Annotated in this window: 28 protein-coding genes and 1 tRNA gene; 20 read left to right on the top strand and 9 right to left on the bottom strand. The window is 70.2% G+C overall.

Features of this window, described 5'->3' with window-relative positions; all coding sequences use genetic code 11:
• Positions 1-2: 2 nt before the first annotated feature.
• Positions 3-1421 (bottom strand): tyrosine-protein kinase domain-containing protein, encoded by a 1419-nt coding sequence (locus tag ABTW65_RS16835; RefSeq protein ID WP_350662042.1) that lies wholly within the window; start codon positions 1419-1421, stop codon positions 3-5.
• Between the two features lie 279 nt (positions 1422-1700).
• Between ABTW65_RS16835 and ABTW65_RS16840 the strand changes: the two genes are divergently transcribed.
• Positions 1701-2420 (top strand): arsenate reductase/protein-tyrosine-phosphatase family protein, encoded by a 720-nt coding sequence (locus tag ABTW65_RS16840; RefSeq protein WP_350662045.1) that lies wholly within the window; start codon positions 1701-1703, stop codon positions 2418-2420.
• Between the two features lie 50 nt (positions 2421-2470).
• Entirely contained in the window at positions 2471-3253 is a 783-nt protein-coding gene (locus tag ABTW65_RS16845) for a siderophore-interacting protein (RefSeq protein WP_350662047.1), read from the top strand.
• Positions 3254-3267: 14 nt separating this feature from the next.
• Here the strand turns inward: ABTW65_RS16845 and ABTW65_RS16850 are convergent, their stop codons facing one another.
• Both ABTW65_RS16850 and ABTW65_RS16855 read right to left on the bottom strand, forming a co-directional pair.
• Positions 3268-4167, bottom strand: a complete 900-nt coding sequence (locus ABTW65_RS16850; RefSeq protein WP_350662049.1) for a M15 family metallopeptidase — start codon at positions 4165-4167, stop codon at positions 3268-3270.
• Positions 4164-4751, bottom strand: a complete 588-nt coding sequence (locus ABTW65_RS16855) for a TetR/AcrR family transcriptional regulator (protein WP_350662051.1) — start codon at positions 4749-4751, stop codon at positions 4164-4166. The genes ABTW65_RS16850 and ABTW65_RS16855 overlap by 4 nt, the downstream gene beginning before the upstream one ends.
• Before the next feature lie 67 nt (positions 4752-4818).
• Between ABTW65_RS16855 and ABTW65_RS16860 the strand changes: the two genes are divergently transcribed.
• A complete protein-coding gene (locus ABTW65_RS16860) occupies positions 4819-5574 on the top strand; it encodes an SDR family NAD(P)-dependent oxidoreductase (RefSeq protein WP_350662053.1) in 756 nt (251 codons plus the stop codon).
• 41 nt (positions 5575-5615) lie between these two features.
• Positions 5616-6059, top strand: coding sequence for a MerR family transcriptional regulator (locus ABTW65_RS16865; protein ID WP_350662055.1), 444 nt, complete (start codon positions 5616-5618; stop codon positions 6057-6059).
• Here the strand turns inward: ABTW65_RS16865 and ABTW65_RS16870 are convergent.
• Positions 6016-7026: an aldo/keto reductase gene (locus ABTW65_RS16870; protein WP_350662058.1), complete on the bottom strand. Its 1011-nt coding sequence runs from the start codon at positions 7024-7026 to the stop codon at positions 6016-6018. The two genes, ABTW65_RS16865 and ABTW65_RS16870, sit on opposite strands and share 44 nt — an antisense overlap.
• A 130-nt stretch (positions 7027-7156) precedes the next feature.
• Between ABTW65_RS16870 and mfd the strand changes: the two genes are divergently transcribed.
• The 3 genes from mfd to ABTW65_RS16885 are packed head-to-tail and all read left to right on the top strand — an operon-like array spanning position 7157 to position 11802.
• The gene (mfd, locus tag ABTW65_RS16875) at positions 7157-10729 is read left to right on the top strand and encodes a transcription-repair coupling factor (protein WP_502890603.1); all 3573 of its coding nucleotides are present in this window, start codon (positions 7157-7159) and stop codon (positions 10727-10729) included.
• A gap of 46 nt (positions 10730-10775) precedes the next feature.
• The gene (locus ABTW65_RS16880) at positions 10776-11393 is read left to right on the top strand and encodes a MarR family transcriptional regulator (RefSeq protein ID WP_350662060.1); all 618 of its coding nucleotides are present in this window, start codon (positions 10776-10778) and stop codon (positions 11391-11393) included.
• Positions 11353-11802, top strand: coding sequence for a hypothetical protein (locus ABTW65_RS16885; RefSeq protein ID WP_350662062.1), 450 nt, complete (start codon positions 11353-11355; stop codon positions 11800-11802). The genes ABTW65_RS16880 and ABTW65_RS16885 overlap by 41 nt, the downstream gene beginning before the upstream one ends.
• A 10-nt stretch (positions 11803-11812) precedes the next feature.
• Here the strand turns inward: ABTW65_RS16885 and ABTW65_RS16890 are convergent, their stop codons facing one another.
• Positions 11813-12190 carry a hypothetical protein gene (locus ABTW65_RS16890; RefSeq protein WP_350662063.1) on the bottom strand — a complete coding sequence of 126 codons (378 nt, stop codon included), beginning with the start codon at positions 12188-12190 and terminating at the stop codon, positions 11813-11815.
• A 43-nt stretch (positions 12191-12233) separates the two neighbouring features.
• Between ABTW65_RS16890 and ABTW65_RS16895 the strand changes: the two genes are divergently transcribed.
• The 4 genes from ABTW65_RS16895 (at position 12234) to ABTW65_RS16910 (ending at position 14822) form a co-directional block, all read left to right on the top strand.
• A complete protein-coding gene (locus ABTW65_RS16895) occupies positions 12234-13277 on the top strand; it encodes an alpha/beta fold hydrolase (RefSeq protein WP_350662065.1) in 1044 nt (347 codons plus the stop codon).
• An 82-nt stretch (positions 13278-13359) separates the two neighbouring features.
• Positions 13360-13755 (top strand): PNPOx family protein, encoded by a 396-nt coding sequence (locus tag ABTW65_RS16900; RefSeq protein ID WP_350662066.1) that lies wholly within the window; start codon positions 13360-13362, stop codon positions 13753-13755.
• 60 nt (positions 13756-13815) lie between these two features.
• Positions 13816-14397, top strand: coding sequence for an NUDIX hydrolase family protein (locus ABTW65_RS16905; RefSeq protein ID WP_350662068.1), 582 nt, complete (start codon positions 13816-13818; stop codon positions 14395-14397).
• A complete protein-coding gene (locus tag ABTW65_RS16910) occupies positions 14394-14822 on the top strand; it encodes a MazG nucleotide pyrophosphohydrolase domain-containing protein (RefSeq protein ID WP_350662070.1) in 429 nt (142 codons plus the stop codon). Before ABTW65_RS16905 ends, ABTW65_RS16910 begins: the two co-directional genes overlap by 4 nt.
• Positions 14823-14847: 25 nt before the next feature.
• Here the strand turns inward: ABTW65_RS16910 and ABTW65_RS16915 are convergent, their stop codons facing one another.
• Entirely contained in the window at positions 14848-16317 is a 1470-nt protein-coding gene (locus tag ABTW65_RS16915; RefSeq protein ID WP_350662071.1) for an MFS transporter, read from the bottom strand.
• A gap of 101 nt (positions 16318-16418) precedes the next feature.
• Positions 16419-17042, bottom strand: coding sequence for a malonic semialdehyde reductase (locus ABTW65_RS16920; RefSeq protein WP_350662073.1), 624 nt, complete (start codon positions 17040-17042; stop codon positions 16419-16421).
• Between the two features lie 93 nt (positions 17043-17135).
• On the opposite strand from ABTW65_RS16920, the gene ABTW65_RS16925 reads away from it, so the two are divergent.
• A complete protein-coding gene (locus ABTW65_RS16925) occupies positions 17136-17489 on the top strand; it encodes a winged helix-turn-helix transcriptional regulator (protein ID WP_350662075.1) in 354 nt (117 codons plus the stop codon).
• Positions 17490-17552: 63 nt separating this feature from the next.
• On the opposite strand, the gene ABTW65_RS16930 is transcribed toward ABTW65_RS16925, so the two are convergent.
• The gene (locus ABTW65_RS16930; protein WP_350662077.1) at positions 17553-19898 is read right to left on the bottom strand and encodes an esterase-like activity of phytase family protein; all 2346 of its coding nucleotides are present in this window, start codon (positions 19896-19898) and stop codon (positions 17553-17555) included.
• A 235-nt stretch (positions 19899-20133) separates the two neighbouring features.
• Between ABTW65_RS16930 and eno the strand changes: the two genes are divergently transcribed.
• Entirely contained in the window at positions 20134-21411 is a 1278-nt protein-coding gene (gene eno / locus ABTW65_RS16935) for a phosphopyruvate hydratase (protein ID WP_350662079.1), read from the top strand.
• 58 nt (positions 21412-21469) lie between these two features.
• On the opposite strand, the gene ABTW65_RS16940 is transcribed toward eno, so the two are convergent.
• Complete coding sequence (locus ABTW65_RS16940; RefSeq protein WP_350662081.1) at positions 21470-21808, bottom strand: hypothetical protein; 339 nt, start codon at positions 21806-21808, stop codon at positions 21470-21472.
• A gap of 229 nt (positions 21809-22037) precedes the next feature.
• Between ABTW65_RS16940 and ABTW65_RS16945 the strand changes: the two genes are divergently transcribed.
• The 7 genes from ABTW65_RS16945 to ABTW65_RS16975 all read left to right on the top strand — a co-directional run bounded on the left by ABTW65_RS16945 (position 22038) and on the right by ABTW65_RS16975 (position 26091).
• Entirely contained in the window at positions 22038-22637 is a 600-nt protein-coding gene (locus ABTW65_RS16945; RefSeq protein ID WP_350662083.1) for an FtsB family cell division protein, read from the top strand.
• Between the two features lie 4 nt (positions 22638-22641).
• Positions 22642-23151 (top strand): DUF501 domain-containing protein, encoded by a 510-nt coding sequence (locus ABTW65_RS16950; protein ID WP_350662085.1) that lies wholly within the window; start codon positions 22642-22644, stop codon positions 23149-23151.
• Positions 23148-24065 (top strand): Ppx/GppA phosphatase family protein, encoded by a 918-nt coding sequence (locus ABTW65_RS16955; RefSeq protein WP_350662087.1) that lies wholly within the window; start codon positions 23148-23150, stop codon positions 24063-24065. The genes ABTW65_RS16950 and ABTW65_RS16955 overlap by 4 nt, the downstream gene beginning before the upstream one ends.
• A 99-nt stretch (positions 24066-24164) precedes the next feature.
• The gene (locus ABTW65_RS16960; protein ID WP_350662089.1) at positions 24165-24839 is read left to right on the top strand and encodes a hypothetical protein; all 675 of its coding nucleotides are present in this window, start codon (positions 24165-24167) and stop codon (positions 24837-24839) included.
• Between the two features lie 86 nt (positions 24840-24925).
• On the top strand, positions 24926-25444 hold the full coding sequence (locus tag ABTW65_RS16965) for a glycine cleavage system transcriptional repressor (protein ID WP_350662091.1): 519 nt from the start codon (positions 24926-24928) through the stop codon (positions 25442-25444).
• The gene (gene def / locus ABTW65_RS16970) at positions 25441-25998 is read left to right on the top strand and encodes a peptide deformylase (protein WP_350662092.1); all 558 of its coding nucleotides are present in this window, start codon (positions 25441-25443) and stop codon (positions 25996-25998) included. Before ABTW65_RS16965 ends, def begins: the two co-directional genes overlap by 4 nt.
• An 18-nt stretch (positions 25999-26016) precedes the next feature.
• Positions 26017-26091: transfer RNA gene (locus ABTW65_RS16975), tRNA-Leu, on the top strand.
• Positions 26092-26114 lie beyond the last annotated feature (23 nt).

Raw genomic sequence — 26114 nt, forward strand, 5'->3', positions numbered from 1 at the left:
GCTCAGGCTCCGGCAGCGGGGTGGTGGTGCTGCTGTGCCCGGGGGCGTACGAGACCGGAGAGGAGGCGGGCGAACCAGCCCTGCTCCGGCTGGCCGTAGTAGGTGTGCGCGGCGGTGTCACGGACCTGGTTGGCGACGATGCCGAGACAGCGGGCATCGACGGCCTCGAGGCTGTCGATGGCCTCCAGCACCTGCGGGCGGTGGATCGTACGGCAGTTGGCGACCACCAGGGCACCGTCGGTCAGGCGGGACAGGATCGCGCCGTCGGCCACCGGGAGCAGCGGCGGGGAGTCGAGGATGACCACGTCGTAGCCGGCGCGCGCCTCCTCCAGCAGGTCGGCCATCCGCGGCGAGCCGATCAGCTGCGCGGGGTTGGGCGGGACCTCACCCATGGTGAGCACGTGCAGGTTGGCGTCGCCCCAGACCTGCACGACGTCGCCGAGCTCGGCCTTCCCGATCAGCACCGTCGTCAGCCCGGCCGCACCCTCCAGACCGCAGTAGTCGGCGACCGCGGGGCGGCGCATGTCGGCGTCGACCAGCAGGACGCGCTGGCCCTGCTCCGCGATCGCCAGCGCCAGGTTGATCGAGGTGGTCGACTTGCCCTCGCCGCCGATCGAGGAGGTCACCACCATCGAGCGGACCGGCGAGGAGGCGTCGAGGAACTGCAGGTTGGTCTGCAGCCTCCGATAGGCCTCGGCGGCGACGTTGTGCGGATCGATGGCGGTCACCGCGCCGCGCGAGCGACGCTGGCCCCGGCGCCGGGGGATCGCCCCCAGGAGCCCCACGTCGGTGAGCTGCTCGATCTCGGCCGCGGTCCTGACCCGGGTGTCCAGGAGGGCGCGGACCACGGCGATCGCGACGCCGAGGCCGAAGCCGCCGGCGAAACCGACCAGAGCGGCCAGCCGCGTACGCGGCGCGAACGCCTCCTGGGGCGGGTCGGCACGGGCGACCACGGTCACCTGCACAGCGGACTTCTTGTTGGAGGTGGGGGAGAGGTTGGTGATCGTGGTGGTGAGCTCGTCGGCGACCGCGTTGGAGAGGTCGGAGGCGCCGGTGCTCGTGGTGGCCACCGCGTCGATCTCGATGATCACGGTGTCGAGCGGGTTCTCGGCGGTGATCGTCTCGGCCAGCGCCTTGGGGGTGGTGTCGAGGTCGAGGTCGTAGATGACCTGGTCGAGGACCACCGGCATCGTCGCCAGCTTGGCGTAGGACTGGACGATGTCCTGGGTGAAGGTCGAGCCCTGGACCAGTTCCTGGGTCGTCGCGCCGTGCGCGATCGAGACGAAGACGGTGCTCTGCGCGCGGTACTGCGGCGGGCTCGCGTGCGCCTGCGCGAAGGCCGCGCCGGCACCGATGATCGCGAGCACCGCGACGATGTACCAGCGCTTTCGCAGGGCAGCGACATAGTCGCGCAGGTCCAACGGTCACTCCATCCGATGTCTATGCCAGGCTGCTTGTCCGCGACTCATCCGCCATGAGGGCAGGTCTACGGGGCCATCGCACATCCTCACCCGGTTTTGGGGATGACAGGGCCGGGTGTCCGGCCCGTTCCCCCAAATGGGGGATTGATCCGCCGTCAGTTTCTGGAGCCGTACGCCGACTGCGTAATGTCTGTCCGTCACGTTCGGGGGGTTGGCCGCGTGGATGTGACGTCCACGCTCGAGAAAACCGGCAGGCAACTGTTTCGAAGGTAGGCAGGGATGGACACCGCGACGATCCTGGTCGTCTGCAGCGGGAACGTACGACGATCGCCGGCGATCGAGGCGATGCTCCGTGAGGGCGTCGGCCAGATCGGTGGGCTCGCCCGCCACGGCATCACGGTGATCTCGGCCGGCAGCGAGGCGCTCGAGGGCTACGACATGGACCCGATGATCGCCTCCGAGGTGGCTCTCGCCGGGGTCCGGCTGACCAGGCACCAGGCCTACCCGCTCGACGTCGACGACATCGAGAGCGCCGACCTGATCATCACCGCCGAACGCTCCCATCGCAGCGAGGTCGCCAAACTCGTGCCCGCCGCGGTCAAGCGCACCTTCACCCTCGTCGAGATCGCCGCGCTCGGCGACCTGCTGGGACGTACGGCCCTGGGCGGCCCCGCGGGTTCGGAGGCGGATGCGGCCACCCGGCTGCGTACGCTCGTCCAGCTCGCGCCGCTGCAGAAGGCCCGGCGGCGGGTCCGGCGGCCGGTCGACGACGACCTGCTCGACCTGAAGAAGCGGACCCCGAGAGAGGCCCGGCGGCTGGTGACCGAGGCCCGCGGCCACGTCGAGTCGCTGCTGCGGGTGCTCGAGCCGAGCCTGTCGCTGGTCGCCAAGCCCCAGCGCCCCGCTCCCGCCATTCCCGCGCCAGCCATCCCCGCGCCGGCAGCCCCTGCCGACGCCACCCAGCCCCGGTCTACGCACTCCACCCGGTCGGCGGGCTGACCGCGGTTGGTTGACTGCGGCCGGTTTGGAAGCAAGTTAGGGTTGCCTACATGAGCCGTCCCGCGAAGCCTGAGACCATCCTCGTCGTCACCGCCACCCAGCGGCTGAGCCCGACGATGATCCGGGTGAGCTTCCGCTCCGAGGACCTGAGCGCCTTCTCGTCGAGCGTCTTCACCGACCGCTACGTGAAGCTGGTCTTCCCGCAGGTGGACGGCGAGGTGGTCCGCACCTACACCGCCCTCAACCCCTCGGTCGAGGACGGCACCCTTGACATCGACTTCGTCGTCCACGGCACCGAGGGGTACGCCGGACCCTGGGCGGCCGCGGCCAAGCCCGGCGACACCCTCGCGGCTCGCGGCCCGGGCGGTGCCTACTCGCCCGACCCCGAGGCCGACTGGCACCTGATCGCCGGCGACGAGACCGCTCTGCCCGCGATCCGCGCCGCGCTGGCCGCACTGCCCGCCGACGCCCGCGGCTACGCCGTCATCGACGTCCCGGACCTCGGCCACGAGCAGCCCCTCGACAACCCCGACGGCGTCGAGGTCACCTGGCTGGTCACCGGCGGTCACACCCACCACGCCGCCGAGGACGCCGAGGGTCACGAGCAGCCCCTCGTCACCGCCATCCGTGACCTGAAGTGGCTCGACGGCCGCGTCCACGCCTTCGTCCACGGCGAGGCCGCGGTCACCATGCACGGCGTCCGCCCCTATCTCCTCAAGGAGCGCGGCGTACCGAAGGCCGACCTCTCCATCTCCGGCTACTGGCGCCGCGGCCGCACCGAGGAGACCTTCCGCGACTGGAAGCGCGAGCTCGCCGAGGCCGAGTCCGCCTGACTCTGCGTTGAGTCTCAGGTGCCGTTCTCGCTGAAGTGCTGGTAATCCTTCAGCGAGTTCCAGTCGCCGCCCCACTCCCAGCCGATGTCGGCGAAGGCCTGGACCACGACGTCACCGTCGTGGATCATCCCGGGCGCCTTCCTGGACCGGTTCAGGTACCAGCGGGCGAGCTCGGGGATGACGCGGTCGCCCTTGACGTACGGATTCTGGAAGGTGTTCAGGTCGATCGCCAGGCCGTAGGCGTGCTGGGAGAACGAGGTCTGGCCGACCGAGGGGCGGCAGACGAAGCCGCCGGTGCCGTTGCCGTCGCCGGTCGGCGGCGCGTCCAGGGCCGCCTTCGTGGTGATGTCCATCTGCTCGATCGGGAATCTCGCCTCGTAGAGCCGCCGGAAGACCCCGACGACGTCCTCGGCGACCCGGGCGTTGATCAGCATCTCGCCGGTGTGGCGGGCGCCGTCGAAGCCCCAGAACGTCATCCGCACCCAGGCCAGCTCCCGCCGCGAGACCGGGCACCCTGGCACCCAGGTCGAGCGCGCGATCACGTCGTCCGGTGCGATGTCGACCTCGGCCGCGAAGCCCTCACCGGGCAGCATCGGCATCATGTCCGGCAGCGTCCAGGCCCGGTTGCGCAGCTCCTTCGGCGTCGGCCCGGCGATCCCGTAGCCCTCCGCGTCCTCCTTCAGCACCCGGGTCCCGAGCCACGGCGGCGGCACCGTCCCCGGCTTCGCGACAGTCGGAGAAGAAGACGAAGGTACGTCGCTGGGTGACGGCTCCGCCGAGGTCGAGGGAGCCGCGGCGCTGGTGGTCGGCGACGGGTCGGCCTCGGGCGCCCCGCCGCACGCGCCGAGCGCGAGCAGGAGGACCGCCGACCCGGCGGCGTACGTCCTGGCTCTCGCCGATCCGTCCCGCGTCATCGCGGCCAAGCATCCATCGCGGCCTTGGCGAGCCCACGTAGCTCCTGCCGGGTGGCGCCGTCGATCGCCTGCACCGACATGCCCTGGATCACCGCGCCGAAGAGCCGGGCCAACGCGCCGGCATCGGTCCCGGCCGGCAGTTCGCCCTCGGTGATCGCGGTCCGCAGCCGCTGCTCGATTCCCGCGAGCGTCTCGGAGCGCATCTTCGCCGGGCGAGTGGCGACGCCGCGCTGGGCGGTGCCCAGCGCCAGCGCGGCCGTCGAGACCATGCAGCCCGGCGGCAGGCCGCTCTCGCTGAACCGGTCGGCCGCCTCGTACAGGAACTCCGAGATGGCCTCGCGAGCCGGTCCGTCGGGCCGGAGCACGTTGCCGTGCTCACGGGCGTAGCGCTCGAGAGCAGCTTGGTACAGCACCTCCTTGGAGCCGAACGCCCCGTAGAGGCTGGGTGCCTTCAGCCCGGTCGCGGCCTCGAGCGTCGCGACGCTCGTGCCTTCGTACCCGTGCTCCCAGAACGCCCGCATCACGGCATCGAGCACCGCCTCCTCGTCGAAGGAGCGCGGTCGTCCGCGGGAGGGCTTGCGCATTTCCATAGTGATCCCTACATTAACTCCCAGGGCATTATTTAGCGACCACTACAGAAATGAGACCGAGATGACCCGCAACGCACTCGTCACCGGAGCCTCGCGCGGGATCGGCCGCGCCATCGCCGTACGTCTGGCCGCCGACGGTGTCGGCCTGATCGGCATCCATTACGGCTCGAACCGCGCGGCCGCCGAGGAGACCGCGCGACTCGTCGAGGCCGCCGGGGCCCGGGCGGTCCTGATCGCGGCGGACCTCGGCGATGACGGCGCGAAGGCGGCGGCCGAGATCGCGGCGGCATGGACCGAGGCGGCGCTCGCCGGCGATGACGGCCTCGACATCCTGGTCAACAACGCCGGCATCAACGGCAACCAGGAGCTACACGAGCTCGACCCGGCCACCGCGCGCCGGGTGCTCGAGGTGAACCTGATCGCGCCGATGTTCCTGACCCAGGCGGTCACTCCGCACCTGCGTGAGGGCGGCCGGGTGATCAACGTATCGACCGGCTATACCCGGGTGGCGGCGCCGACCCACCTGGCGTACGCCGCGGCCAAGGCCGGCATCAACAACCTCACCCGCTCCCTCGCCGCGCCGCTCGCCGCACGAGGGGCGACGGTCAACGCGGTCCTCCCCGGCGTGATCGAGACCGACATCAACGCCGACTGGATCAACCTGCCCGGACCGAGGGCGCAGGCCGACGCGCTGTCGGTCTTCGGCCGGATCGGCACGCCGGAGGACGTCGCCGACGCGGTCGGCTTCCTCGCCTCGCCCCAGGCGCGATGGGTCACCGGCGAGACGCTCGACGTGACCGGCGGATCGGCGCTCTGAGTGCTTGACTTCGAGTGCACTCGAACCAGGACACTGGGTCCATGACGACGCAGGCGCACAGCAACGGGCTCAGCATCGCCGAGGTGGCCGCGCGGACCGGCCTGACCGCGCACACGCTGCGCTACTACGAGCGCGACGGGCTCATGCTCGGGGTCGGCCGCAACGGTTCCGGCCACCGCGCCTACTCCGAGGGCGACCTCGGCTGGATCACGCTGATCACCAGGCTGCGCTCGACCGGGATGCCGATCCGCGAGATCCGGCGCTACGCCGAGATGGTCCGCGACGGCTCCGGCAACGAGGAGGCCCGCCTCGCCCTGCTGCGCGCACACCGCGATCGGGTGCGCGCGCAGCTGGAGGAGACGGCTGCCCATCTGGACGCGATCGAGTTCAAGGTCGCCTACTACGCCGCGGCTGTCGGCGAGACGGACCCGGATGCCGAGCTCATCGCCCAGCAGCGTCGAGCCGAGCCCTCTGCTCCTCGCTGAGCTCCAGGTCGACCGCCGCCAGGCTCTCGTCGAGCTGGGCCACGGATGAGGCTCCGACCAGCGGGATCACAGGAAGGGCGTCGCCGAGCATCCAGGCCAGCACGACCTGGTTGCGGGTCGCGCCGGTCTCGGCCGCGACCTCGTCGAGCACCGCGAGCCGGGCGGTCGTCCCGGGGTGGTCATAGGCGGGATCGAGCGGCTTCGAAGGATTCGTGTAAGCACCGGTGAGCAGCGGCGTGTAGGCCACCAGCGTCAGCCCCGGCGTCGCCCGCAGGTAGGCGAGCAGCGAGGCGTCGGCCACGCCGATCTCGCCGTCGACCGAGAGCCGCGGGTTGGGGATGTCGGTGCGCATCCGCAGATAGGTGTGGTGATACTGCAGCACGCTCGGCCGCGCCTCCTCGGGGTTGACCGCCCGTGCCCGCTCGACCTGCCAGGACCAGTGGTTGCTCAGCCCGAACTGGCCGATGACACCGTCCTTCACGAGGGCGGCGAAGCCCGCGGCGTACTCCTCCAGCGGCACGCCGTTCGTGTCCGGCACGTGCGCGTAGTAGAGGTCGAGCCGCTCGACGCCGAGGCGTTCGCGGGAGCGGTCGGCCTGCTCGCGTACGTTCTCCGGGGCCAGCCCCTCCCAGGTGCGGTTGCGCTGGTTCATCCATCCGTTCTCGACGCGCTCGACGACGTCCGTCGGGCGTGCGCCGACCTTGGTGGAGATGACGAGCTCGTCGCCGATCCCGCGGTCTCGGCGCCACTGCCCGAGCACGGTCTCGCTCTCGCCGCCCTGGGTGCCGTTGGCCCAGTAGGCGTAGTTGTTGGAGGTGTCGACGAAGTTGCCGCCGGCCTCGACGAAGCGGTCGAGGATCGCGTACGACGTCTCGACGTCCGTGTCGGTCCCGAACCGCATCACGCCGAGCGCGAGCTTGCTGACGCGCCGTGATCCGGCGCCTGATCCGATGGTCGTGTATCTCATGCGAACCACGCTCCGGCCTCGTGCGCGCTCGAAGTCAAACGTCTTTACACACGTCTTCTAGACTGGTGCCAGCACCCCCTGTCTTTCCGGCCGGGGGCTCTCGTGCTTGCCTGTCTTTTTGGAGTCACCCGTGATCCTCGCCCCGCTCGCCGATCTCGTCCTGCGCGATCCTGCCCTGAGCGAGGTGATGGCGGAGGCCAAGGGCGGTCGGATGCTGGCGCTCGACGTCACCGGGCCGGAGGCGCTGCGCCCGTTCGTGGTCACCGGTCTCGTACGCCAGGAGCGCACCGTCCTCGCGGTCACCGCGACCTCCCGCGAGGCCGAGGACCTGGTCAACGACCTGACCGACCTGCTCCCGCCCGACTCGGTCGCCTACTACCCGAGCTGGGAGACGCTGCCGCACGAGCGGCTCTCGCCGCGGTCGGACACGGTGGGCCGTCGGCTCGCCGTGCTCCGCCGTCTCCGCCACCCCGACGCGGACGGCGCCCATGGACCGCTGAAGGTGGTCGTCGCCCCGGTACGCAGCGTGCTGCAGCCGCAGGTCAAGGGCCTTGGCGACCTGGAGCCGGTCGAGCTGATCACCGGTCAGGAGGCGACCCTGGACGTCGTCGTCCGGAAGCTCGCCGACGCGGCCTACGCCCGCGTCGACCTGGTCGAGAAGCGTGGCGAGTTCGCCGTCCGCGGCGGAATCGTCGATGTCTTCCCGCCGACCGAGGAGCACCCCGTACGCGTGGAGTTCTGGGGTGACGAGGTCGACTCGATCCGCCACTTCGCGGTCGCCGACCAGCGCGCCATCCCGGCCGAGCACGGTGGCGCGACCGAGCGGCTGTGGGCTCCGCCGTGCCGCGAGCTCCTGCTCACCCCGGAGGTCCGGGCGCGGGCCAAGGCGCTCGGCGAGGCCCACCCCACCCTCATCGAGCTCACCGACAAGATCGCCGCCGGGATCGCGGTCGACGGCATGGAGTCGCTGGCGCCCGCGCTCGTCGACGACATGGAGCTGCTGCTCGACCTGATCCCGGAGGACAGCCACGTCCTGCTGCTCGACCCCGAGCGGATCCGCAGCCGCGCGCATGATCTGGTCGCCACCGCTGATGAGTTCCTCGGCGCCTCCTGGGCCGCCGCGGCCAGCGGGGGAGTCGCCCCGATCGACCTCTCCGCGGCCTCCTACCGCGACCTCGCCGACGTACGCGCCCACGCCATCTCCCTGGGCAAGCCCTGGTGGTCGGTCAGCCCGTTCGGCCTCGACGATGCCGACGCCGATCTCGCTGACCCGGACGTCGTCGGGGTCCCCGCCCGCAAGATCGACTGGCAGCCCGCGAAGGCCTACCGCGGCGACACCGCCGCCGCGCTGACCGACATCGAGCGCTGGCGCGACGACTCCTACCGCGTGGTCGTGGTCCAGCCCGCGCACGGCACGGCGCAGCGTACGGTCGAAGCGCTGGGAGAGCGCGACGTCCCGGCCCGCCTGGCAGAGGGTGACGAGGAGGCCGCCAAGCCCGTCCACAAGACGGTGACCGTCGTCCACGCCCGGCTCAACCACGGCTTCATCGACGAGGGCAACCAGCTCGTGGTGCTCACCGGTGAGGACATCTCCGGGCAGAAGTCGTCCACGCGCGACATGGTCAAGATGCCCGCGCGGCGCAAGAAGCAGATCGACCCGCTCGAGCTCAAGCCCGGCGACTACGTGGTTCACGAGCAGCACGGTGTCGGGCAGTTCATCGAGATGAAGCAGCGCGAGGTGCAGGGCGCGACCCGCGAATACCTCGTCCTGGAGTACGGCGCCTCCAAGCGCGGCGGACCCGCCGACCGTCTCTACGTCCCAGCCGATGCCCTCGACCAGGTCACCAGGTACGTCGGCGGCGAGCAGCCGAGCCTCGACCGGCTCGGCGGCGCCGACTGGCAGAAGCGCAAGGCCCGGGCGCGCAAGGCGGTCCGCGAGATCGCGGCCGAGCTGATCAAGCTCTACGCCGCACGGCAGGCGACCAAGGGCTTCCAGTTCGGCCCCGACAACCCCTGGCAGCGCGAGCTCGAGGACGCCTTCCCGTTCCAGGAGACCGTCGACCAGCTCGCTGTCATCGACGAGGTCAAGCAGGACATGATGCGGCCGGTGCCGATGGACCGGCTGGTCTGCGGTGACGTCGGCTACGGCAAGACCGAGATCGCGGTGCGGGCGGCGTTCAAGGCGGTCCAGGACGGCAAGCAGGTCGCGGTCTTGGTGCCGACGACGCTGCTGGTCTCCCAGCATCTGTCGACGTTCATGGAGCGAATGTCAGGCTTCCCGGTCAACGTACGCGGGCTGTCCCGGTTCCAGACCGACAAGGAGGCCGCCGAGGTCATGGCCGGCCTCGCCGACGGCACCATCGACATCGTGGTCGGCACCCACCGCCTGTTCAACAAGGACATCCGGTTCAAGGACCTCGGCATGATCGTCGTCGACGAGGAGCAGCGCTTCGGCGTCGAGCACAAGGAGGCGATGAAGCGGCTGCGTACCTCGGTCGACTTCCTGTCCATGTCCGCGACCCCGATCCCGCGCACCCTGGAGATGTCGATCACCGGCATCCGGGAGATGTCCACGATCACCACGCCGCCCGAGGAGCGACACCCGGTCCTGACGTACGTCGGGGCCTACGAGGACCGCCAGATCGTCGCCTCGGTGCGGCGCGAGCTTCTCCGCGAAGGACAGGTCTTCTACATCCACAACCGGGTCAACTCGATCGAGAAGGCGGCCGCGCGGATCCGCGAGCTGGTGCCCGAGGCGCGGGTCGCGGTCGCCCACGGCCAGATGAACGAGAAGCAGCTCGAGCAGGTGATGGTCGACTTCTGGGAGAAGGAGTTCGACGTGCTGGTGTGCACCACGCTGGTCGAGTCGGGCCTCGACGTCTCCAACGCCAACACCATGATCATCGAGCGCGCCGACACCTTGGGTCTGAGCCAGCTCCACCAGCTGCGTGGCCGCGTCGGCCGCTCCCGCGAGCGCGCCTACGCCTACTTCCTCTACCCCGGCGAGAAGCCGCTGACCGAGACCGCCCACGAGCGCCTCGCCACGCTGGCGCAACACTCCGACCTCGGTGGCGGCATGGCGATCGCGATGAAGGACCTCGAGATCCGAGGCGCCGGCAACCTGCTCGGTGGCGAGCAGTCCGGCCACATCGCCGACGTCGGCTTCGACCTCTACGTGCGGCTGGTCGGTGAGGCCGTCGCCGAGTTCAAGGCCGGTCCGGACGGTGCTGCCGAGGAGTTCAACGAGGTACGCATCGAGCTCCCCGTCGACGCCCACCTGCCCCACGACTACATCCCCTCGGAGCGGCTGCGGCTGGAGATCTACAAGCGCCTGGCCGAGGTCCGCTCCGACGAGGACGTCGAGTCGGTCGCCGCCGAGCTCCTCGACCGCTACGGCAAGCCGCCCGCGGAGGTCTCCTCGCTGCTCCAGGTCGCCCGCTTCCGCGCCCGCGCCCGCCAGGCCGGCGTCTCCGAGGTCACCCTGGCCGGCAAGAACGTACGCTTCCACCCCGTCTCGCTGCCCGACTCCCGCGTCGTCCGGCTGAACCGGATGTACCCGAAGTCCCTGGTCAAGCCGCAGCTGGACACCATCATGGTCCCGCGCCCGGTCTCCTCCGGCTTCCCCGCCAAGCCCCTCGACGGCCCCGACCTCCTCGACTGGGCCCGGGTCGTCATCGACGCCATCATCGACCCGCTCACCTGACCCATAGGGGTTTCATATCCACAAAATGGAGGTTATTATCCATTTTGTGAGAAGTCAGGCTCCGGTGCTCGCGCCTCTGTTCCGGTCGGAGGCGCAGGCGCTGCTGCTCTCGGAACTGCTGCTCCCGGCGGAGGAGATGAGCATGACCGACCTCGCCGAGCGGGCCGGGCTGCCCTATCCGACGGTCCATCGCGAGGTCGCGCGGCTGCTCGAGGCGGGTCTGCTCGTCGACCGTCGTGTCGGAAGGACCCGGCTGATCAGGGGAAACGAGCAGAGCCCGCTGCTGGCGCCGACACGGGAGATCCTGCTGACGGTCACCGGCCCGGTCGTACTGCTCCGGGAGGCCCTCGAGGATCTCGACGGGATCGAGCGCGCGTTCCTCTTCGGGTCGTTCGCGGCCCGGGCGAAGGGCGAGCCGGGGCCGCCGCCGAACGACATCGACCTGATGGTGATCGGCAGCCCCGACGCGCGGGCGGTCTACCGCGTCTGCCGGGAGGTCTCCGACAGTGTGGGGCGCATCGTCAACCCGACGATCATGAGCCCGGAGGAGGCCGAGGAGCAGACCGGCTTCCTCGAGGAGGTCTGGGCCAGCCCGGTGATCGAGATCTATGGAGGAGGACCGGATGCCCCTGCCGCTGACCCCGGCGCAGCAGAAAGCGGTTGACGCGCTCGTACGCTCCGGCGCCCTGCGCGCCGTGAGACCGGATGAGAAGAAGGCACGCGCCTTCCTCGCCGGCGCGGAGTCGGCCCTCGCCGACGTACCCAACGTCACGCGGACCGAGAACCGCTACAACCTCGCCTACAAGGCCGCGCACGACGTCGGCGAGGCCACGCTCGCGGGCTACGGCTACAAGACGACGTACGGCGCAGGTGGCCATGTGAAGGTCGGCAGGTTCCTCGCTGCCATCTTCGACACCCCGCCGCCGCGCGACGCGGCCGCCCACTACGACGTGATGCGGCTGGACCGCAACGCCAACAACTACCTCGGCAAGCCGGTCACGCACGCTGCCGCCGACGCGGCCGCGGAGGCAGCGCAGACGCTGTACGACGCCGCCGTGACGCGGCTCGCCTGAGCCGGCCCCATCAGCCCCGGGAGCCGGCCGCGCGACGCAGCGCCGCCAGGGTCGTATCCGGGCCGGCGTTGAAGGCGAAGCGGGCCTCGGGCGCGAGCTCGTGGACCAGGTTGACGATCGCCTCGAAGAGCTCGGTGTGGGCCGGGACGGCCCGGACGCCACCGCCGATCATGACGATGTCCCAGGACTGCTTCTGGAGTGCCTCGCGGACCTGCGCGACGGCGTCGTCGACGCCGGTGCCGATCTCGCAGGAGAGCGCGTCGTAGCCGGCGTCGGCGACTTCGGCGTTGCCGACGGCGATCCGCTCCTTCAACGTGGCCAGGTCGATCGGTGCGTCGGAGAGGTCGACTGCCTCGGGCGCCAGCCCGATGAGGAGGACTCGGTTCATGACAAGGACGCTACTCACCCCTCCCAGGCGCAAGAATGGCCGCGTGACCGGCGAGCCAGAGGTGCGCTACGCGCAGACCAGCGATGACATAGCGATCGCCTATCAGGCGGTCGGGAGCGGGCCGGTGACGATCTGGATGCCCTCGCTCAGCAACATCCGGGCGCAGTGGCGGGTGCCCGCGCTGCGGATGGCCTACGAACGGCTGAGCCAGGACCTGACGCTCGTGCTCTACGACGGCCGCGGCACCGGCTCCTCGGACCGCCGGGCCGGCGACCTCGGCCTCGACGCACACCTCCGCGACCTGGAGGCGGTCATCGAGGCGGTCGGTGCAGACCGGGTCAACCTGCTCGGCTACTACCACGCGGTCGCGGCGGCAGTGGCGTACGCAGCGGCCAACCCGCAACGAGTCGACCGGATGCTCCTGTTCGGCGGAGCGGCGCGGATGCGCGAGGCGATGAGCCCGGCGCAGACGCAGGCGCTGCTGTCGCTGGTCGAGCAGGACTGGGACCTCTTCGCCGATGCCGCCGCGACCGCCTGGCTGGGGTGGGGGTCGGGTGAGAACGCCGGCCGCGTCGCCGAGGCGTTCCGCACCGCCGCGACGCCCGCGGTCGCTCGCGACTGGTTCGCGGAGGCCGCCCGGCTGGACGTCAGCGACCTGCTCGACCAGGTCGTGGCGCCGACGCTCGTGCTGCACCGGCAGGCGGCGAGCCAGATCCCGGTCGAGGTGTCCCGGCGCCTGGCCGACGGCGTACGCAATGGAATCTTGGTCGAGCTCGAGGGCAGTACGCCGACGCTCTTCGTCGAGGGCGGAGCCCGCGATCTCGCCATGGTGAGTCGCTGGTTCCTGACCGGTGAAGTGCACCGCGGGTCCGCGCCCGCCTCAGGACCGGCCGCGACGGCACTGACCACCCGTGAGCACGAGGTGCTGCGGCTGATCGCCACGGGACGTACGAACGCTGTCATCGCCCGGGACCTCGGCATCGCCGAGCACACTGTCGAGCGCCACGCCGCCAACCTCTACCGCAAGCTCGGCGTACGCAGCCGCGCCGAGGCCACCGCCTGGGCGATCCGCAACGGCGCGGCCTGAGTCGGACTGACGGGAACCCGTCAGTCCGACTGCCCACTGTCCGGGAAGCGGCGACCCCGCGACCCTGGGCACAGTGGGGAGCATGACGACGACGATCACTCCCAGCAACGACTCCTGGCGGATGGCGAAGGCGACCGCCCCGATGATGCGGACCCTCGCCGGGCGCCGCCTGTTCCCGCTCTGGGCCGTGGTGCACCACCGCGGCCGCAAGACCGGGCGCGACCTGAGCCTCCCGGTAGCGCTGCTGCACACCGAGGACGTGTTTGTGATCACGCTCCCGTGGGGTGCCGGCACCAACTGGGTCCGCAACGTGCTGGCGGCCGGCGAGTGCACGATCACCTGGAAGGGCCGCGACCACGCCGCCACTCAGCCGCGGATCCTCGACCGCGACGAGGCGCGCCCCTACTACGACAAATTCTCCTGGTGGATGGTCGAGAAGGCGTTCAAGGCCGACAGCTTCCTGCTGCTGCGTCGCTGAGAGTCCACACTGCGGCGCCGTTGCTCCGTGACGTACGCCTGTGTCTGGCAGGATCGACGCATGACGATGGAGGCTTTCGGCGAGCAGTCCTTCCCTGAGGAGCCCTTCGGCAACGAGTGGGACACCGAGCCCGGGTGGCTCTCCGAGGAGGAGCTGGGCGAGACCCGCGGGCGCGTGCCCATCCTCTACGTGGAGGCGGTCCCGGTACGTGTCGACCCCGACGGCCGGGTCACCGAGGTCGGGCTGCTGCTGCGCGGCTCGCCCACGACCGGGACGATCACCCGTTCCCTGGTCTCCGGCCGGGTGCTGCACGGCGAGCGGATCCGCGACGCGCTGATGCGCAACCTGGAGAAGGACCTCGGCGCGGTCGCCTTCCCGACCCTGCCGCTGACCACGGTGCCGGTGACCGTCGCCGAATACTTCCCGTGGCCCGGCGAGCGCTACCAGGACCCGCGCCAGCACGCGGTCTCGCTGGTCTACGTCATCCCTGTGACCGGCGAGTGCGAGCCGCGCCAGGACGCCCTGGAGCTGTCCTGGATGACCCCGACCGAGGCCGCCTCCGACGAGGTCGTCGGAGACATGGAGGGCGGTCGCGGCGCACTGCTGCGGCAGTGCCTGAGCGCGTTCGGGGCGCTGGATTGAGCCCAGCCGACGACGAGGGCAGGACGTACGCATCGGGGGAGGGGCTCGTCGAGTTCCTCGACCTGATGCGGCTGATGCGTGAGCGGTGCGTGTGGAAGTCGTCGCAGACCCACACGTCGCTCGCGCAGTATTTGCGTGAGGAGTCCGACGAGGTCCTCGAGGCCATCGACGAGGCCGACCCCGAGCACCTCAAGGAGGAGCTCGGCGACCTCCTGCTCCAGGTCTACTTCCACGCCGCCATCGCGGAGGAGGCCGGCGAGTTCACCATGGACGACGTCATCGCCGGCCTCACCGCCAAGATGAAGCGCCGCAACCCGCACGTCTTCGGCCCCGAGGCCACCTCAGGCCGCCGCTACACCCTCGAAGAGGTCGAGCAGCTCTGGTCGGCGGCCAAGGCCGCCGAGCGAGCCCGCCCCGCCGAATAGGCACGTACGTCGGCCGAAACGGCACTTACGTCGGCCGACATGGCATCTCAGCGCCGTCTCGGCCGACGGGAGCGACGCCTCGGTTCGCGTACGTGACCTCTCGGCCGGCGGGGGCGACCTTTCGCGGGGCCAGGGGGATGAGCATGGCCGCGAGGGCCGCGCCCAGAGCGACGATGGTGAGGAAGCCGAAGCCGTTGATGTACCCCTGCTCGGTCGGGTAGCCCGACGGCAGGGTGTGGGCAGTGACCAGGGAGGTCATGACCGCTGTTCCGATGGTTCCGCCGACGGTGCGGATGTTGGCGTTCATCCCGGTCGCTACGCCGGTGTGCTCCGGTGGCACCGCGGCCACGACCGCGTTGGCGAGGTTGGCGAAGACAAGGCCGGTGCCGAAGCCGGAGAGCCCGGCGGCGACGCACATCTGCCACGGCTCGTCGTGGACGAAGGCAACCATGGCCAGGGAGACTGCGGTGAGCAGCCCGCCGATGACCAGGATGCGGCGCATCCCGATGAGGTCGGCGAGCCGGGCGCTGACGAGGCCGCACAGGAACGAGGTGATGGCCGTCGGGAGCATCAGGTAGCCGGCGACGGTGACCGACGCGCCGAAGCCGTAGCCGGCCGACGGTGGGGTCTGGGTCAGCTGCGGGATGAAGCCGAAGGAGGCGTACATCGCGATGCCGATCAGAAGGGCGACCAGGTTGGCGGTCCAGACGCCGCGGCGGCCCATCAGCCGCAGGTCGACGAGCGGCTGCCGTACGGTCCACTCGACCCGGATCCAGGTGGCCAGGAGCACGACGGCAGCAGCGAGCAGGCCGATGGTGGCGGGCGAGGTCCAGCCCCACGACGGTGCCCGGCTGACACCGAGGAGGAGCGCGACCAGCCAGCCGGCGAGGAGTACGGCGGGGAGCAGCGGGATCGGCTCACGGGTGAGCACCGGGGACTCGGGCACCAGCCACAGCACGGCGATCGCGGCACCGGCCGCGACCAGCGCGGGCAGCAGGAACAGCGCCCGGAAGCCGAGCGTCGCGGCGACCGGACCTGCCAGCACGATCCCGGCCGCGAAGCCCATCGAGAGCAGGGACGAGGTCACCGCGATCGCGCCGGCGACGCGTTCCTTGGGCAGCTCGTCACGCAGGATCGCGAAGGCCAGCGGCAAGGTGCCGCCACCCAAACCCTGGAGGACCCGGGCGCCGATCATCACCTCGATGCTGGGGGCCGCGGCGGCGAGGAGGGCGCCGGCGGTGAGCGCGGCCAGGCTCCACACGTACATCCGGCGCTTGCCGAAGGAGTCGCCCATCCTGCCGATGATCGGTGTCGCGACCGAGGCCGAGAGCAGGAACGCAGTCAGGATCCAGGACCCGGTCGCCTGGTCGGTCTTCAGCTCGGTCTGGATCAGCGGCATCGTCGGCACGGAGACCGACTGCAGCAGGGAGTAGGAGCAGACGCCGATGGCGACGATGGCGAAGGTGAGGCGGGGGCTGGTGCGAGTCACGGGCATCGAGGCAAAGTTTAGCTTGGCTAACTGTATTCCGGCGAAAACAATAAAGCGCTCGCCTGCCGTGACGGCAGGCGAGCGCCTCGTGCGAGCAGGTCAGCGGGTCAGGCCCACTTCACCGCGGCCTCGGTCTCAACCCGAGGAAGGCGGTCGAACCACGGGTTCTCGCCCGGGTGGCCGATGTTGACGATCATCTTGGTGGTCCAGTCACCCTCGGGGAAGAACTCCTTGTCGACGCCCGCGGTGTCGTAGCCCGCGATCGGGCCGGCGGCGAGACCGGCGGCGCGGACGGCGAGGATGAAGGCGCCGGCCTGCAGGCCTGCGGACCAGCCGCCGGCACCGTGCCGGGCGTTCTCGTCGGCCTCGAAGTAGTCCTTCATCTCCGGGCGGATCGGGAAGACGTTGGGGATCTCCTCGTGCCAGTTGTTGTCGTAGGCGACGATCGCGGTCGCAGGGGCGGCCTTGGTCTTCTCGACGTTGCCCTCGGCAATGTGCGGGAGGAGACGCTCCTTGCCCTCTCCGGTGCGCACGAACACGACGCGCAGCGGCTGGGTGTTGGCCATCGTCGGAGTCCAGCGGGTGAGCTCCCAGACGTCGGCGAGCTCATCGTCGGTGACGGGGGTGTCGGCGAAGGTGTTGGACGTGCGCGCACCGGTGAAGACGATCTGGCGGCCGCGGTCGTCCAGCTTCTCGAGCGTGGTGGTCTCGAGTGCAGTGGTCTCGGTCATGTTGCTCTGAACTCCGTGGTTACTAGGGATATTCCGGTTACTTCGAAAATAGTAGTACCTCGGGATTCAGGCAAGTCCTGTACGCTGGGATGCATGCCCGCGACGAAGCCCGCACACGATCCGCAGGTGTGCAATGCAGCGCTGGTGCGGGCCTTCGACTTCCTCGGCAAGCGCTGGAACGGCGTGATCCTCGGCAGCCTGACCCAGGGCCCGCTCGGCTTCGCGGAGCTCAAGCGAGCGGTGGCCGGCATCAGCGACTCGATGCTCTCCGAGCGGCTCAGTGAGCTGGCCGGCCTGGGCCTGCTCGCCCGCGAGGTCGACCCCGGCCCGCCGGTGGCCGTCCGCTACGCGCTCACCGGATCTGGTGCCGCGCTCGCGCCGACCCTCGGCGCGCTCACCGAGTGGGCCGGAACGCATCTTCCGGCTGACCGCTGCTCCGAAGACTGACCCGGTCCACGAATCACGCCGGCCCGCCACCGAGACGGTGACGGGCCGACGTGAGGCTGATCCTCAGCGCTTGGATGCCCGACCGAGGTCGAGGAGGACCGTCTCGCCGGTGGCGTCCTCGAGGCCGTCGTTGTCGGTGACCGCGTAGGCGCGACCGTCGGCGCCGATCGTGAAGCCCTCGAGCTTCTCCTGGGTCCATCCGTTGGTGGCCTGCAGCGCAGGCAGCAGGTCGTACGCCAGCCGCTTGCGCAGCGGGGTCACGGGGCTGAGCCCGGTGACGCCGCGGCGGGGTACGTCGATCGTGTAGACCCGCTTGATCGCGGCGGTGGTGCCGTTCTGCTTGTCGCGCTCGATGATCGCGAGGGTGTCCTCGTCGACGGCGGTGATCTCGGACAGGCCGAGCCAGTCACCGGCCACCGAGGTCGACTCCAGGCCGTAGCCGAACCACTCCCACTCGCCCGTCGCGGGGGTGTAGCGACCGATGCGCGCGGTGCTCGCGCCGTCCACGCCGGGCTTCTTCGCGGTCGAGTCGGCCCACAGCGGGCGCTGGAGCGCGACGTACACCTTCTCCGAGCGGCGCTTCCCGGTCACCGTGACGCCCTCGAGGCCCCACTTGCCGACCTTCGCGGCGATCTCGGCGGGCAGCGGAACCGTCTCGGCGATCCGGCCGTCACGGTCGAGGCGGAGCAGGGCGTTCCCGGCGCCGGTCGCACCCTCGTTGGCCACCCAGAAGCCACCGCCACGACGGGCGGCCAGGCCCTCGATGTCGAGCCCCTCGGCCACCTCGCCCGAGGAGTCGGTGACCTCGAGCACGTCGCGGATGACGGCCGGAGAGCGGCGTACGTTCAGGGTGTAGATCCGGCCAGTGTCGTAGGCCGCGTCACTGGCGGCGTAGAGCTTGCCGGGTTCGCCGGGCACCTTCGAGAGCGCGCCGAGCGCGCCCCAGCCGATCGGCTTGCCGTTCCGGGAGGCTGACTCCACGGTCGGGAAGGACGACGACTTCCGACCGAACCCGTAGAGCGAGACCGACGCCCGCACCAGGTCCTCGGCCGAGTCCTCCTCCGAGGAGATCGCCAGTAGGTTGCGCGACGGGATCGGCAGCAGCCCCTCGGGCCCGTTGGTCGCCGGCAGTGCCTGCGTGAACTTCGGGGCAGAAGGCGTACGCATGTCGTAGACGGCCACGAAGTTGCTGCGCTCGGAGCCCACGAAGGCGTACGGGACGCCGCCGAAGGTCTCGAAGGCCAGCCCCTCGGGCTCGGCGCCCTTCTTGGCGGCGCGGTCGTTGTTGTGCAGGCCATACTTCGTGGCGAGGTCCTCGAAAGTGGAGCCGGCGTCCCAGACCACCTCTCCGGTCGCGGCGCGGAAGACGGTCAAGCCGCGGGTGCCGCCCTTCCAGTCACCCTCGTTCGCCGTCGCGACGAGGCCGGGGCCGACCCACTGGATCGAGTCGGGCTCGCGGGGCGCGTCGATGGTGTCGACCGGGTTGAACAGCCCGTCCTTGCTCGCGTCCACACCCTCGACGACCGCGTTCCCGGCGCTCCACGCCGTCTCGACGGTCGCGGACGGGAGGTCGATGATCGCGACGCCGTTGTTCTCCTGCAGCGTGAGCGCGAGCTGGTTGTCGGCGTTGATGTCGACGTACTCCGGCTCGGCGTCCTCCGGGGTGTCCAGCCCCTTCAGCAGCGACGCGGGCAGCGCCACATCAGTGATCCGCCACTCGGCCGGCCCGCCGTTGAGACCGACGATCTTGACCGATCCGGCCGGTGCCTGGGGCAGGTCGCCCTCCTCGCCGCCGGCCGGGGTGACGGCCTCGTTGCGCTGGTTCTCCATCGCGATCGCGGCGTACGTCCCGTCGGGGCTCACCGCGATCGAGTCGGGCTGACCGCCGAGGTCGTAGGAGGCCACCTCCTCGTGCGGAGCGTCGAGCGAGATCACGTCGATCCGGCCGGCACGGGTGCCGACGGCCGGCTCCTCGTCCTCCCACTCGGTGTCCTCGAGGCCGGGGTAGGTCGACTCGTCGACGACGACCAGGGCGTAGTCGCCCACGATCGAGACCGACGTCGGTGAGCCGCCCTTCGCTCCGGCTACGTCGTGACTGCCGATGCCCTTCGGTGAGGAAGGATCGGTGATGTCCAGGAAGCCGATCCGGCCACCGGCCGCGTCGGTGTAGGCCAGCGTCCTGCCGTCCTCGGAGACGGCCGAGATCTCGGCGACGGTCGCGTCGGCCGGGTCGACCCCGGCGGGCACGTTCTGGAAGACCGGATAGTTCGCGAGCCGGCTGAACTCGAGGTGACGGCCCGGATCGGCGGTGGCGGTGCCACCGAGCACGGTCATCAGCGAGACGCCCAGGCCCCCGATGGCCAGGACGCCGACCCCGGCGAGTGCGAGGCGGTTCTTGTGGAGAAGCATCTGAGGGTTCCTCTCGGGGAAATGTTGCCGGAGGAACGATCCGGCTGGCACCGCACCCGGAGGCATCGACGTGATGACGACGTGCCGACCTCGACGTGAACACCAGGTGGGCGCGGGTCGGAGAAGCCCTACCGACCGGTTAACGTTCCAATCGCCAGGCCCATCCGGCCGGGTAATAGGCTGACGGACGACACCTCCCCGCTTATTAATCCAGTCCTGACCCAGGAGTAGTTCAGTGGCATCGATCGAAGCCGTAGGCGCCCGCGAGATCCTCGATTCACGAGGCAACCCGACTGTGGAAGTTGAGGTCGTCCTCGACGACGGCACCTTCGCCCGCGCCCAGGTTCCGAGTGGCGCCTCGACCGGAGCCTTCGAGGCCGTCGAGCTGCGCGACGGTGGCGAGCGCTACGGCGGCAAGGGCGTCCAGAACGCCGTGACCGCCGTCGTGGAGACCCTCGCCCCCGCGATCGAGGGCTTCGACGCCGACGACCAGCGCGCCATCGACCAGGCGATGATCGAGGCCGACGCGACCCCCAACAAGGCCACGGCCGGCGCCAACGCGATCCTCGGCGTCTCGCTCGCGGTCGCGAAGGCCGCCGCCGACTCGGCGGGCCTCTCGCTGTTCCGCTATGTCGGTGGCCCCAACGCCCACGTGCTCCCGGTGCCGATGCTCAACATCCTCAACGGTGGCTCGCACGCGGACTCCAACGTGGACATCCAGGAGTTCATGATCGCGCCGATCGGCGCGCCGACCTTCGCCGAGGCGCTGCGAGTCGGCGCCGAGGTCTACCACGCGCTGAAGTCCGTGCTGAAGGAGAAGGGCCTGGCCACCGGCCTCGGTGACGAGGGTGGCTTCGCGCCCAACCTCGAGTCCAACCGCGCCGCCCTCGACCTGATCGCCGAGGCGATCGGCAAGGCCGGCTACGAGCTCGGCAAGGACGTCGTCCTCGCGCTCGACGTGGCCGCCTCGGAGTTCTACGAGGACGGGGCGTACCTCTTCGAGGGCGCGAAGAAGACCGCCGAGGAGATGACCGCCTACTACGAGGAGCTCGTCTCGGCCTACCCGATCGTCTCCATCGAGGACCCCCTCGACGAGGAGGACTGGGACGGCTGGAAGGCGATCACCGACGCCATCGGCTCCAAGACCCAGCTCGTCGGCGACGACCTGTTCGTCACCAACGTGGAGCGCCTCGCCCGCGGCATCGAGGGCGGTCAGGGCAACGCGCTGCTGGTCAAGGTCAACCAGATCGGCACGCTCACCGAGACCCTCGACGCCGTCGACATGGCTCACCGTGCCGGCTTCAAGACGATGATGTCCCACCGCTCCGGCGAGACCGAGGACACCACCATCGCCGACCTCGCCGTCGCCGTCGGCTCCGGCCAGATCAAGACCGGCGCCCCGGCCCGTTCCGAGCGCGTCGCGAAGTACAACCAGCTCCTCCGCATCGAGGACGAGCTCGGCGAGGCCGCCCGCTACGCCGGCGCCTCCGCCTTCCCGCGCTACCAGGCCTGAGACAGACGCGAACTGCGGCCCGGTCCTCGGGCCGGGCCGCAGTTCGTTTCGGGTAGGCCTACTTCATGGCGTCGGAGGCGCATTTCTGGATGTCCTCGGAGAGGTCGTTGATGACGTCCTCGTCCTTCTCCTCGCGGGTGTTGTCCTTGCCCTCCATGAGGTTCGCCAGGGCCTCGTCGGAGATGTCGGAGTCGACGAGCTCCTCGGCGATGCAGTCCACGGCAGAGTCCGGCAGGGCGCTCGGAAGCTTGAGCACGTCGGCGGCCTTGCCGTTCTTGAGCGACTCCGACAGCTCGTCGGCGGACGGGCGCTCCGCGCCGCCGCATGCGCTCAGCGCCAGCGCGCAGACGGCGGGTACGGCGATGACACGTGCCAATCGTCGGGCGTTGATGTTCATGATGGTTCTCCTTGCACAGTTCGCTTGATCTTCGGAACGGTTCTTCCCAGATCCCCGAGAAAGCAGGGGCAGGCGTGAACAGGATGGCCGTGGGCCGTTACGTCAGCTCCTCGCGGAGAGCCTGCTCGTCAGGTTTTACCCCATCGCGGCGCCGAGTCGGTCCCGACTCGGCGCCGCCGGGCGGCGCAGATGCGCCGAGTCGCTGGTCCTGGATGGGAGGATGAGCGACGTGGCAACGCAGGGACCCGGTCAGAGCAAGCGCGTACGCGGTCCTCGGGCCCAACAGGGGCCGGGGCGACGGCCGCGTGCCCCCATCCCGGCCCGCCCGGCTTCGATCGGCGGCATCGGCGGCATCGACGCGCTGCGCAAGCGGCTGCGCCGGCCCAAGCTCACCGGCCGGGCGATGATGATCATCGTGGTGGCCGCCGTGATGGTGATCTCCTACGCCTCCTCGCTGCGCGCCTATCTCCAGCAGCGCCACGAGATCAACGCCCTCCAGACCGAGATCGCCGAGCGCAAGGAACACATCAAGCAGCTCGAGGAGCAGACCCGTCGCTGGGAGGACCCCGCCTACGTCCAGCAGCAGGCCCGGGAGCGGTTCGGGTTCGTGATGCCGGGGGAGACGGCGTACGTCGCCCTCGACGAGAACGGCGAGCGCATCCAGACCGAGCCGGAGCTCACCGACCCCAGCAAGGTGGGCAGTGCGGAGCAGCCGAAGGCATGGTGGGACGATGCGTGGGGTTCCGTGCTGCTGGCCGGTGACCCGCCGGAGCAGACAGGAGACGGGCCGGAGTCGGAGATCGACCCGCCCAAGCAGAAGAAAGACTGAAGACATGGCGATCGATCCCAAGGACGTGGCCGCGATCACGGCACAGCTGGGACGCGAGCCACGGGGGATCCACGAGGTCGGGCACCGCTGCCCGTGCTCGCTGCCCGATGTGGTGACCACCGAGCCGCGGCTGCCCAACGGCACGCCGTTCCCGACGACCTTCTACCTCACCTGCCCGCGTGCCGCCTCGAAGATCGGCACCCTCGAGGGCACCCACGTGATGAAGGACATGGAGGCGCGGCTGGCCACCGACGAGGAGCTCGCCACCGCCTACGCCAAGGCCCACGAGGCCTACCTCGAGGCTCGTTACGAGCTCGGCGACCCGCCCGAGATCCACGGCATCTCCGCAGGTGGGATGCCCAATCGGGTCAAGTGCCTGCACGTCCTCGCCGGCCAGGCCCTGGCCCAGGGCCCCGGCGTCAACCCGCTCGGCGACGAGGTGCTCGAGCGCCTCGGCGAGTGGTGGAAGTCCGGCCCCTGCGTGGACCTGGAGCTGGAGGACGAGGAGCAGTGAAAGTTGCTGCGATCGACTGCGGCACCAACACCATCAAGCTCCTGATCGCGACGGTCACCGCCGACGGCCTGACCGAGGACGTACGCGAGGCCCGCATGGTCCGCTTGGGCCAGGACGTCGACCGCACCGGCGTGCTCGCTGAGGAGGCCCTGCAGCGCGCCTTCGGGGCGATCGACGAGTACGCCGCGCTGATCCGCGAGCACGGTGTCGAGAAGGTGCGTTTCGTGGCCACCTCGGCCACCCGGGACGCCGCCAACGCGGAGACCTTCATGGACGGCGTACGCGCTCGGCTCGGGGTCACGCCCGAGGTCGTCACCGGGGCGGAGGAGGCGGCGCTCTCCTTCGGCGGCGCGGCCCGCAACCTGCGTGGCACCCCGGAGCCGCCGGTGCTGGTGATCGACATCGGTGGCGGGTCCACCGAGCTGATCCTCGGCGACGGCCCGTCGCTGAGTGTCGGCGAGTCCGACAGCATGGACATCGGCTCGGTGCGCATGCATGAGCGCCACCTGCGCTCCGACCCGCCCACGCGGGAGGAGATCGAGGCCTGCGTACGCGACATCGACGCCCACCTCGACGACTGCCCCGTCGACCCGGCCACCGCCAACACCGTGGTCGCCGTCGGCGGCACCATGATCCAGCTGGCCATGGGGCTGCTCGAGCTGGCTGCGTACGACCGCGACGCCACCGATCACGCCGAGGTCGCGCCCGACGACGTCGACCGGCTCGTCGACCGCCTGCTGGCGATGACCGTCGACGAGCGGCTGGCGCTGCCCTGGATGCATCCCGGCCGGGCCGACGTGATCGCCGCCGGTGGAGTGATCCTCAGCCGCATCCTGAGGCGCTCGCGGGTCGAGTCTCTTCTGGTCTCCGAGTCCGACATCCTCGACGGAATCGCCTGGTCCGTTAGAGACTAGGCATGTCGGGGGACTTGATCTTTGTGTTTGACGCCTAGGTTTGGGTTCACCGGCGTACCCATCAAACAGAACCAAAGCTGTCTCTCGGAAGGTCAAGAAGTGAAAAAGCTCATCCTGCTTGCCATCGCCGCCGCTGGTGTCGGCGTGCTGGTCAAGAACAAGTCTGAGCAGCTGAAGGCCGGCGCGAACAAGGTCACCAGCGACCCGCGCGTCCAGTCGGCCCTCGCGACCGCCTCGGAGAAGGCGGCGCCCATCAAGGAGAAGGCTGCTCCCTATGCCGAGGCCGCCAAGGCCAAGGCCGGTCCCTACGCCGCCACGGTGAAGGAGAAGGCCGGTCCCTACGCGGAGCAGGCCAAGGAGAAGGTCTCGGCTGCTGCCGGGGTCGCCTCCGACAAGCTGCACCGCAACGGCTCCGTCCCGGAGTCCACCACCCCGACGTCCGCTCCGGAGGCCCCGGAGCCGACCACGGGCTCGTCCTCGAGCAGCGAGTACGGCGGCTACCCGCCGGCTCCGCCGGTCCCGCCGGTTCCGCCGACGCCGTCCGCCCCGCAGGCCGGGGTCACCGGTGATCCGCTCACCGACCCGATCGCCCCGGCCGACCCGTACGCCACCGAGGTTCCGCCGCCCCCGCCGGCCGACCCCGACAAGGCGTCCTACGACGACCTGGGCGGTGGCGACACCGCGGTCAAGCCCACCTCGGAGGGCACGCCCGAGTTCGCTCCCGAGCCGGTCGACTCTCCCGACGAGGAGAAGGACAAGTGGTTCCGCGGCTGAGCTGCGGCTAGAGCTGCTCTGTTATAGCGGGGCCATCTGAGTCACCCGCGGTCCGCCATCGGCGGGCCGCGGGTGACAATGGTTTGGTGACCATCCACGCCATCACCGTCCTGGGACACGACCGCCCGGGGATCATCGCCGACACCACCGCCCGCTTGGCCGGACTCGGACTCAACCTCGAGGACTCGACGATGACCCGGCTCCGCGGACACTTCGCGATGACGCTGCTCTGCGCGGGTGAGGCGACCACAGAGGCCATCCAGGCCGATCTCGAGCCGATCGCGTCCGACGGCACCCTGACGGTCACGGTCTACGAGCTCCCCGAGGAGCAGGCGCCGGCCGGCGCCGGTCAGCTCTTCGTGCTCTCCGTCCACGGTGGCGACCGCCCGGGCATCGTCTCCACGGTGACCGCCGAGATCGCCTCCGTCGGTGGCAACATCACCGACCTGACCACCCGTCTCTCCGGGGACCTCTACGTCGTCGTCGCCGAGCTCGAGCTGCCGGCGGACGCCGACGTCTCCGTGCTCGAGGCGTCGATCAAGCGGGTCACCCAGGAGCTCGGCGTCGACGCCACCCTGCGGCCGATCGAGGCCGACGACCTGTGACCATCAACGAACGGGTGCTGGCCTGGACCGAGGCCGAGCTGGGCGTCGAGGGCAAGGTCCTCGAGGTCGTACGCGCTCCCGCTCAGGTCCTCTCCGTGCCCGGCAAGGACGTCGATCCCGCCGCCCCCGAGACCGTCCAGCTCGCCGCCGACCTGATCGCCACCATGCGGGTCTCGCCCGGCTGCGTCGGCCTGGCCGCCGACCAGGTCGGCGTCTCGGCCCGGGTCTTCTGCGTCGACGTCTCCACCCACGTCAAGACCAAGACCCACCACGGGACGTACGTCCTGTGCAACGCGGAGGTCATCGAGGCCAGCCGCAACGAGAAGGCACGCGAGGGCTGCATGTCCGTTCCCGATCTGACCGGCGACGTGAAGCGTGCCTCCCGGCTGACCGTACGCGGCCAGCTCCCGGTCACCGGCGAGACCGTCGAGATCGTCACCGACGCCTTCGAGGCCCGCTGCCTGCAGCACGAGATCGACCACACCAACGGCCTGCTCTTCATCGACCGCGTCGCCGGCGCCCACGCGCTGCACCAGCGGCAGACGTACTTATGACGCTAATCTCTTCCGCGCGCCCCGGTATCCCAATCGGTCAGAGGACAGCGTCTTAAAAACGCTTCAGTGTGGGTTCGAGTCCCACCCGGGGCACTCTGCGATCCCCGGAACATCGG

The sequence above is a fragment of the Nocardioides sp. NPDC127503 genome (assembly GCF_040302165.1).
Classification (GTDB): Bacteria; Actinomycetota; Actinomycetes; order Propionibacteriales; family Nocardioidaceae; genus Nocardioides.

Excerpts from the sequence above, each read along its gene's own strand:
- ABTW65_RS16840 (WP_350662045.1), top strand. The coding sequence starts at position 1,701 with ATGGACACCGCGACGATCCTGGTCGTCTGCAGCGGGAACGTACGACGA.
- ABTW65_RS16845 (WP_350662047.1), top strand. The coding sequence starts at position 2,471 with ATGAGCCGTCCCGCGAAGCCTGAGACCATCCTCGTCGTCACCGCCACC.
- ABTW65_RS16850 (WP_350662049.1), bottom strand. The coding sequence starts at position 4,167 with ATGACGCGGGACGGATCGGCGAGAGCCAGGACGTACGCCGCCGGGTCG.
- ABTW65_RS16855 (WP_350662051.1), bottom strand. The coding sequence starts at position 4,751 with ATGCGCAAGCCCTCCCGCGGACGACCGCGCTCCTTCGACGAGGAGGCG.
- ABTW65_RS16860 (WP_350662053.1), top strand. The coding sequence starts at position 4,819 with ATGACCCGCAACGCACTCGTCACCGGAGCCTCGCGCGGGATCGGCCGC.
- ABTW65_RS16865 (WP_350662055.1), top strand. The coding sequence starts at position 5,616 with ATGACGACGCAGGCGCACAGCAACGGGCTCAGCATCGCCGAGGTGGCC.
- ABTW65_RS16870 (WP_350662058.1), bottom strand. The coding sequence starts at position 7,026 with ATGAGATACACGACCATCGGATCAGGCGCCGGATCACGGCGCGTCAGC.
- ABTW65_RS16885 (WP_350662062.1), top strand. The coding sequence starts at position 11,353 with ATGCCCCTGCCGCTGACCCCGGCGCAGCAGAAAGCGGTTGACGCGCTC.
- ABTW65_RS16890 (WP_350662063.1), bottom strand. The coding sequence starts at position 12,190 with ATGAACCGAGTCCTCCTCATCGGGCTGGCGCCCGAGGCAGTCGACCTC.
- ABTW65_RS16900 (WP_350662066.1), top strand. The coding sequence starts at position 13,360 with ATGACGACGACGATCACTCCCAGCAACGACTCCTGGCGGATGGCGAAG.
- ABTW65_RS16905 (WP_350662068.1), top strand. The coding sequence starts at position 13,816 with ATGACGATGGAGGCTTTCGGCGAGCAGTCCTTCCCTGAGGAGCCCTTC.
- ABTW65_RS16915 (WP_350662071.1), bottom strand. The coding sequence starts at position 16,317 with ATGCCCGTGACTCGCACCAGCCCCCGCCTCACCTTCGCCATCGTCGCC.
- ABTW65_RS16920 (WP_350662073.1), bottom strand. The coding sequence starts at position 17,042 with ATGACCGAGACCACTGCACTCGAGACCACCACGCTCGAGAAGCTGGAC.
- ABTW65_RS16925 (WP_350662075.1), top strand. The coding sequence starts at position 17,136 with ATGCCCGCGACGAAGCCCGCACACGATCCGCAGGTGTGCAATGCAGCG.
- ABTW65_RS16930 (WP_350662077.1), bottom strand. The coding sequence starts at position 19,898 with ATGCTTCTCCACAAGAACCGCCTCGCACTCGCCGGGGTCGGCGTCCTG.
- ABTW65_RS16940 (WP_350662081.1), bottom strand. The coding sequence starts at position 21,808 with ATGAACATCAACGCCCGACGATTGGCACGTGTCATCGCCGTACCCGCC.
- ABTW65_RS16950 (WP_350662085.1), top strand. The coding sequence starts at position 22,642 with ATGGCGATCGATCCCAAGGACGTGGCCGCGATCACGGCACAGCTGGGA.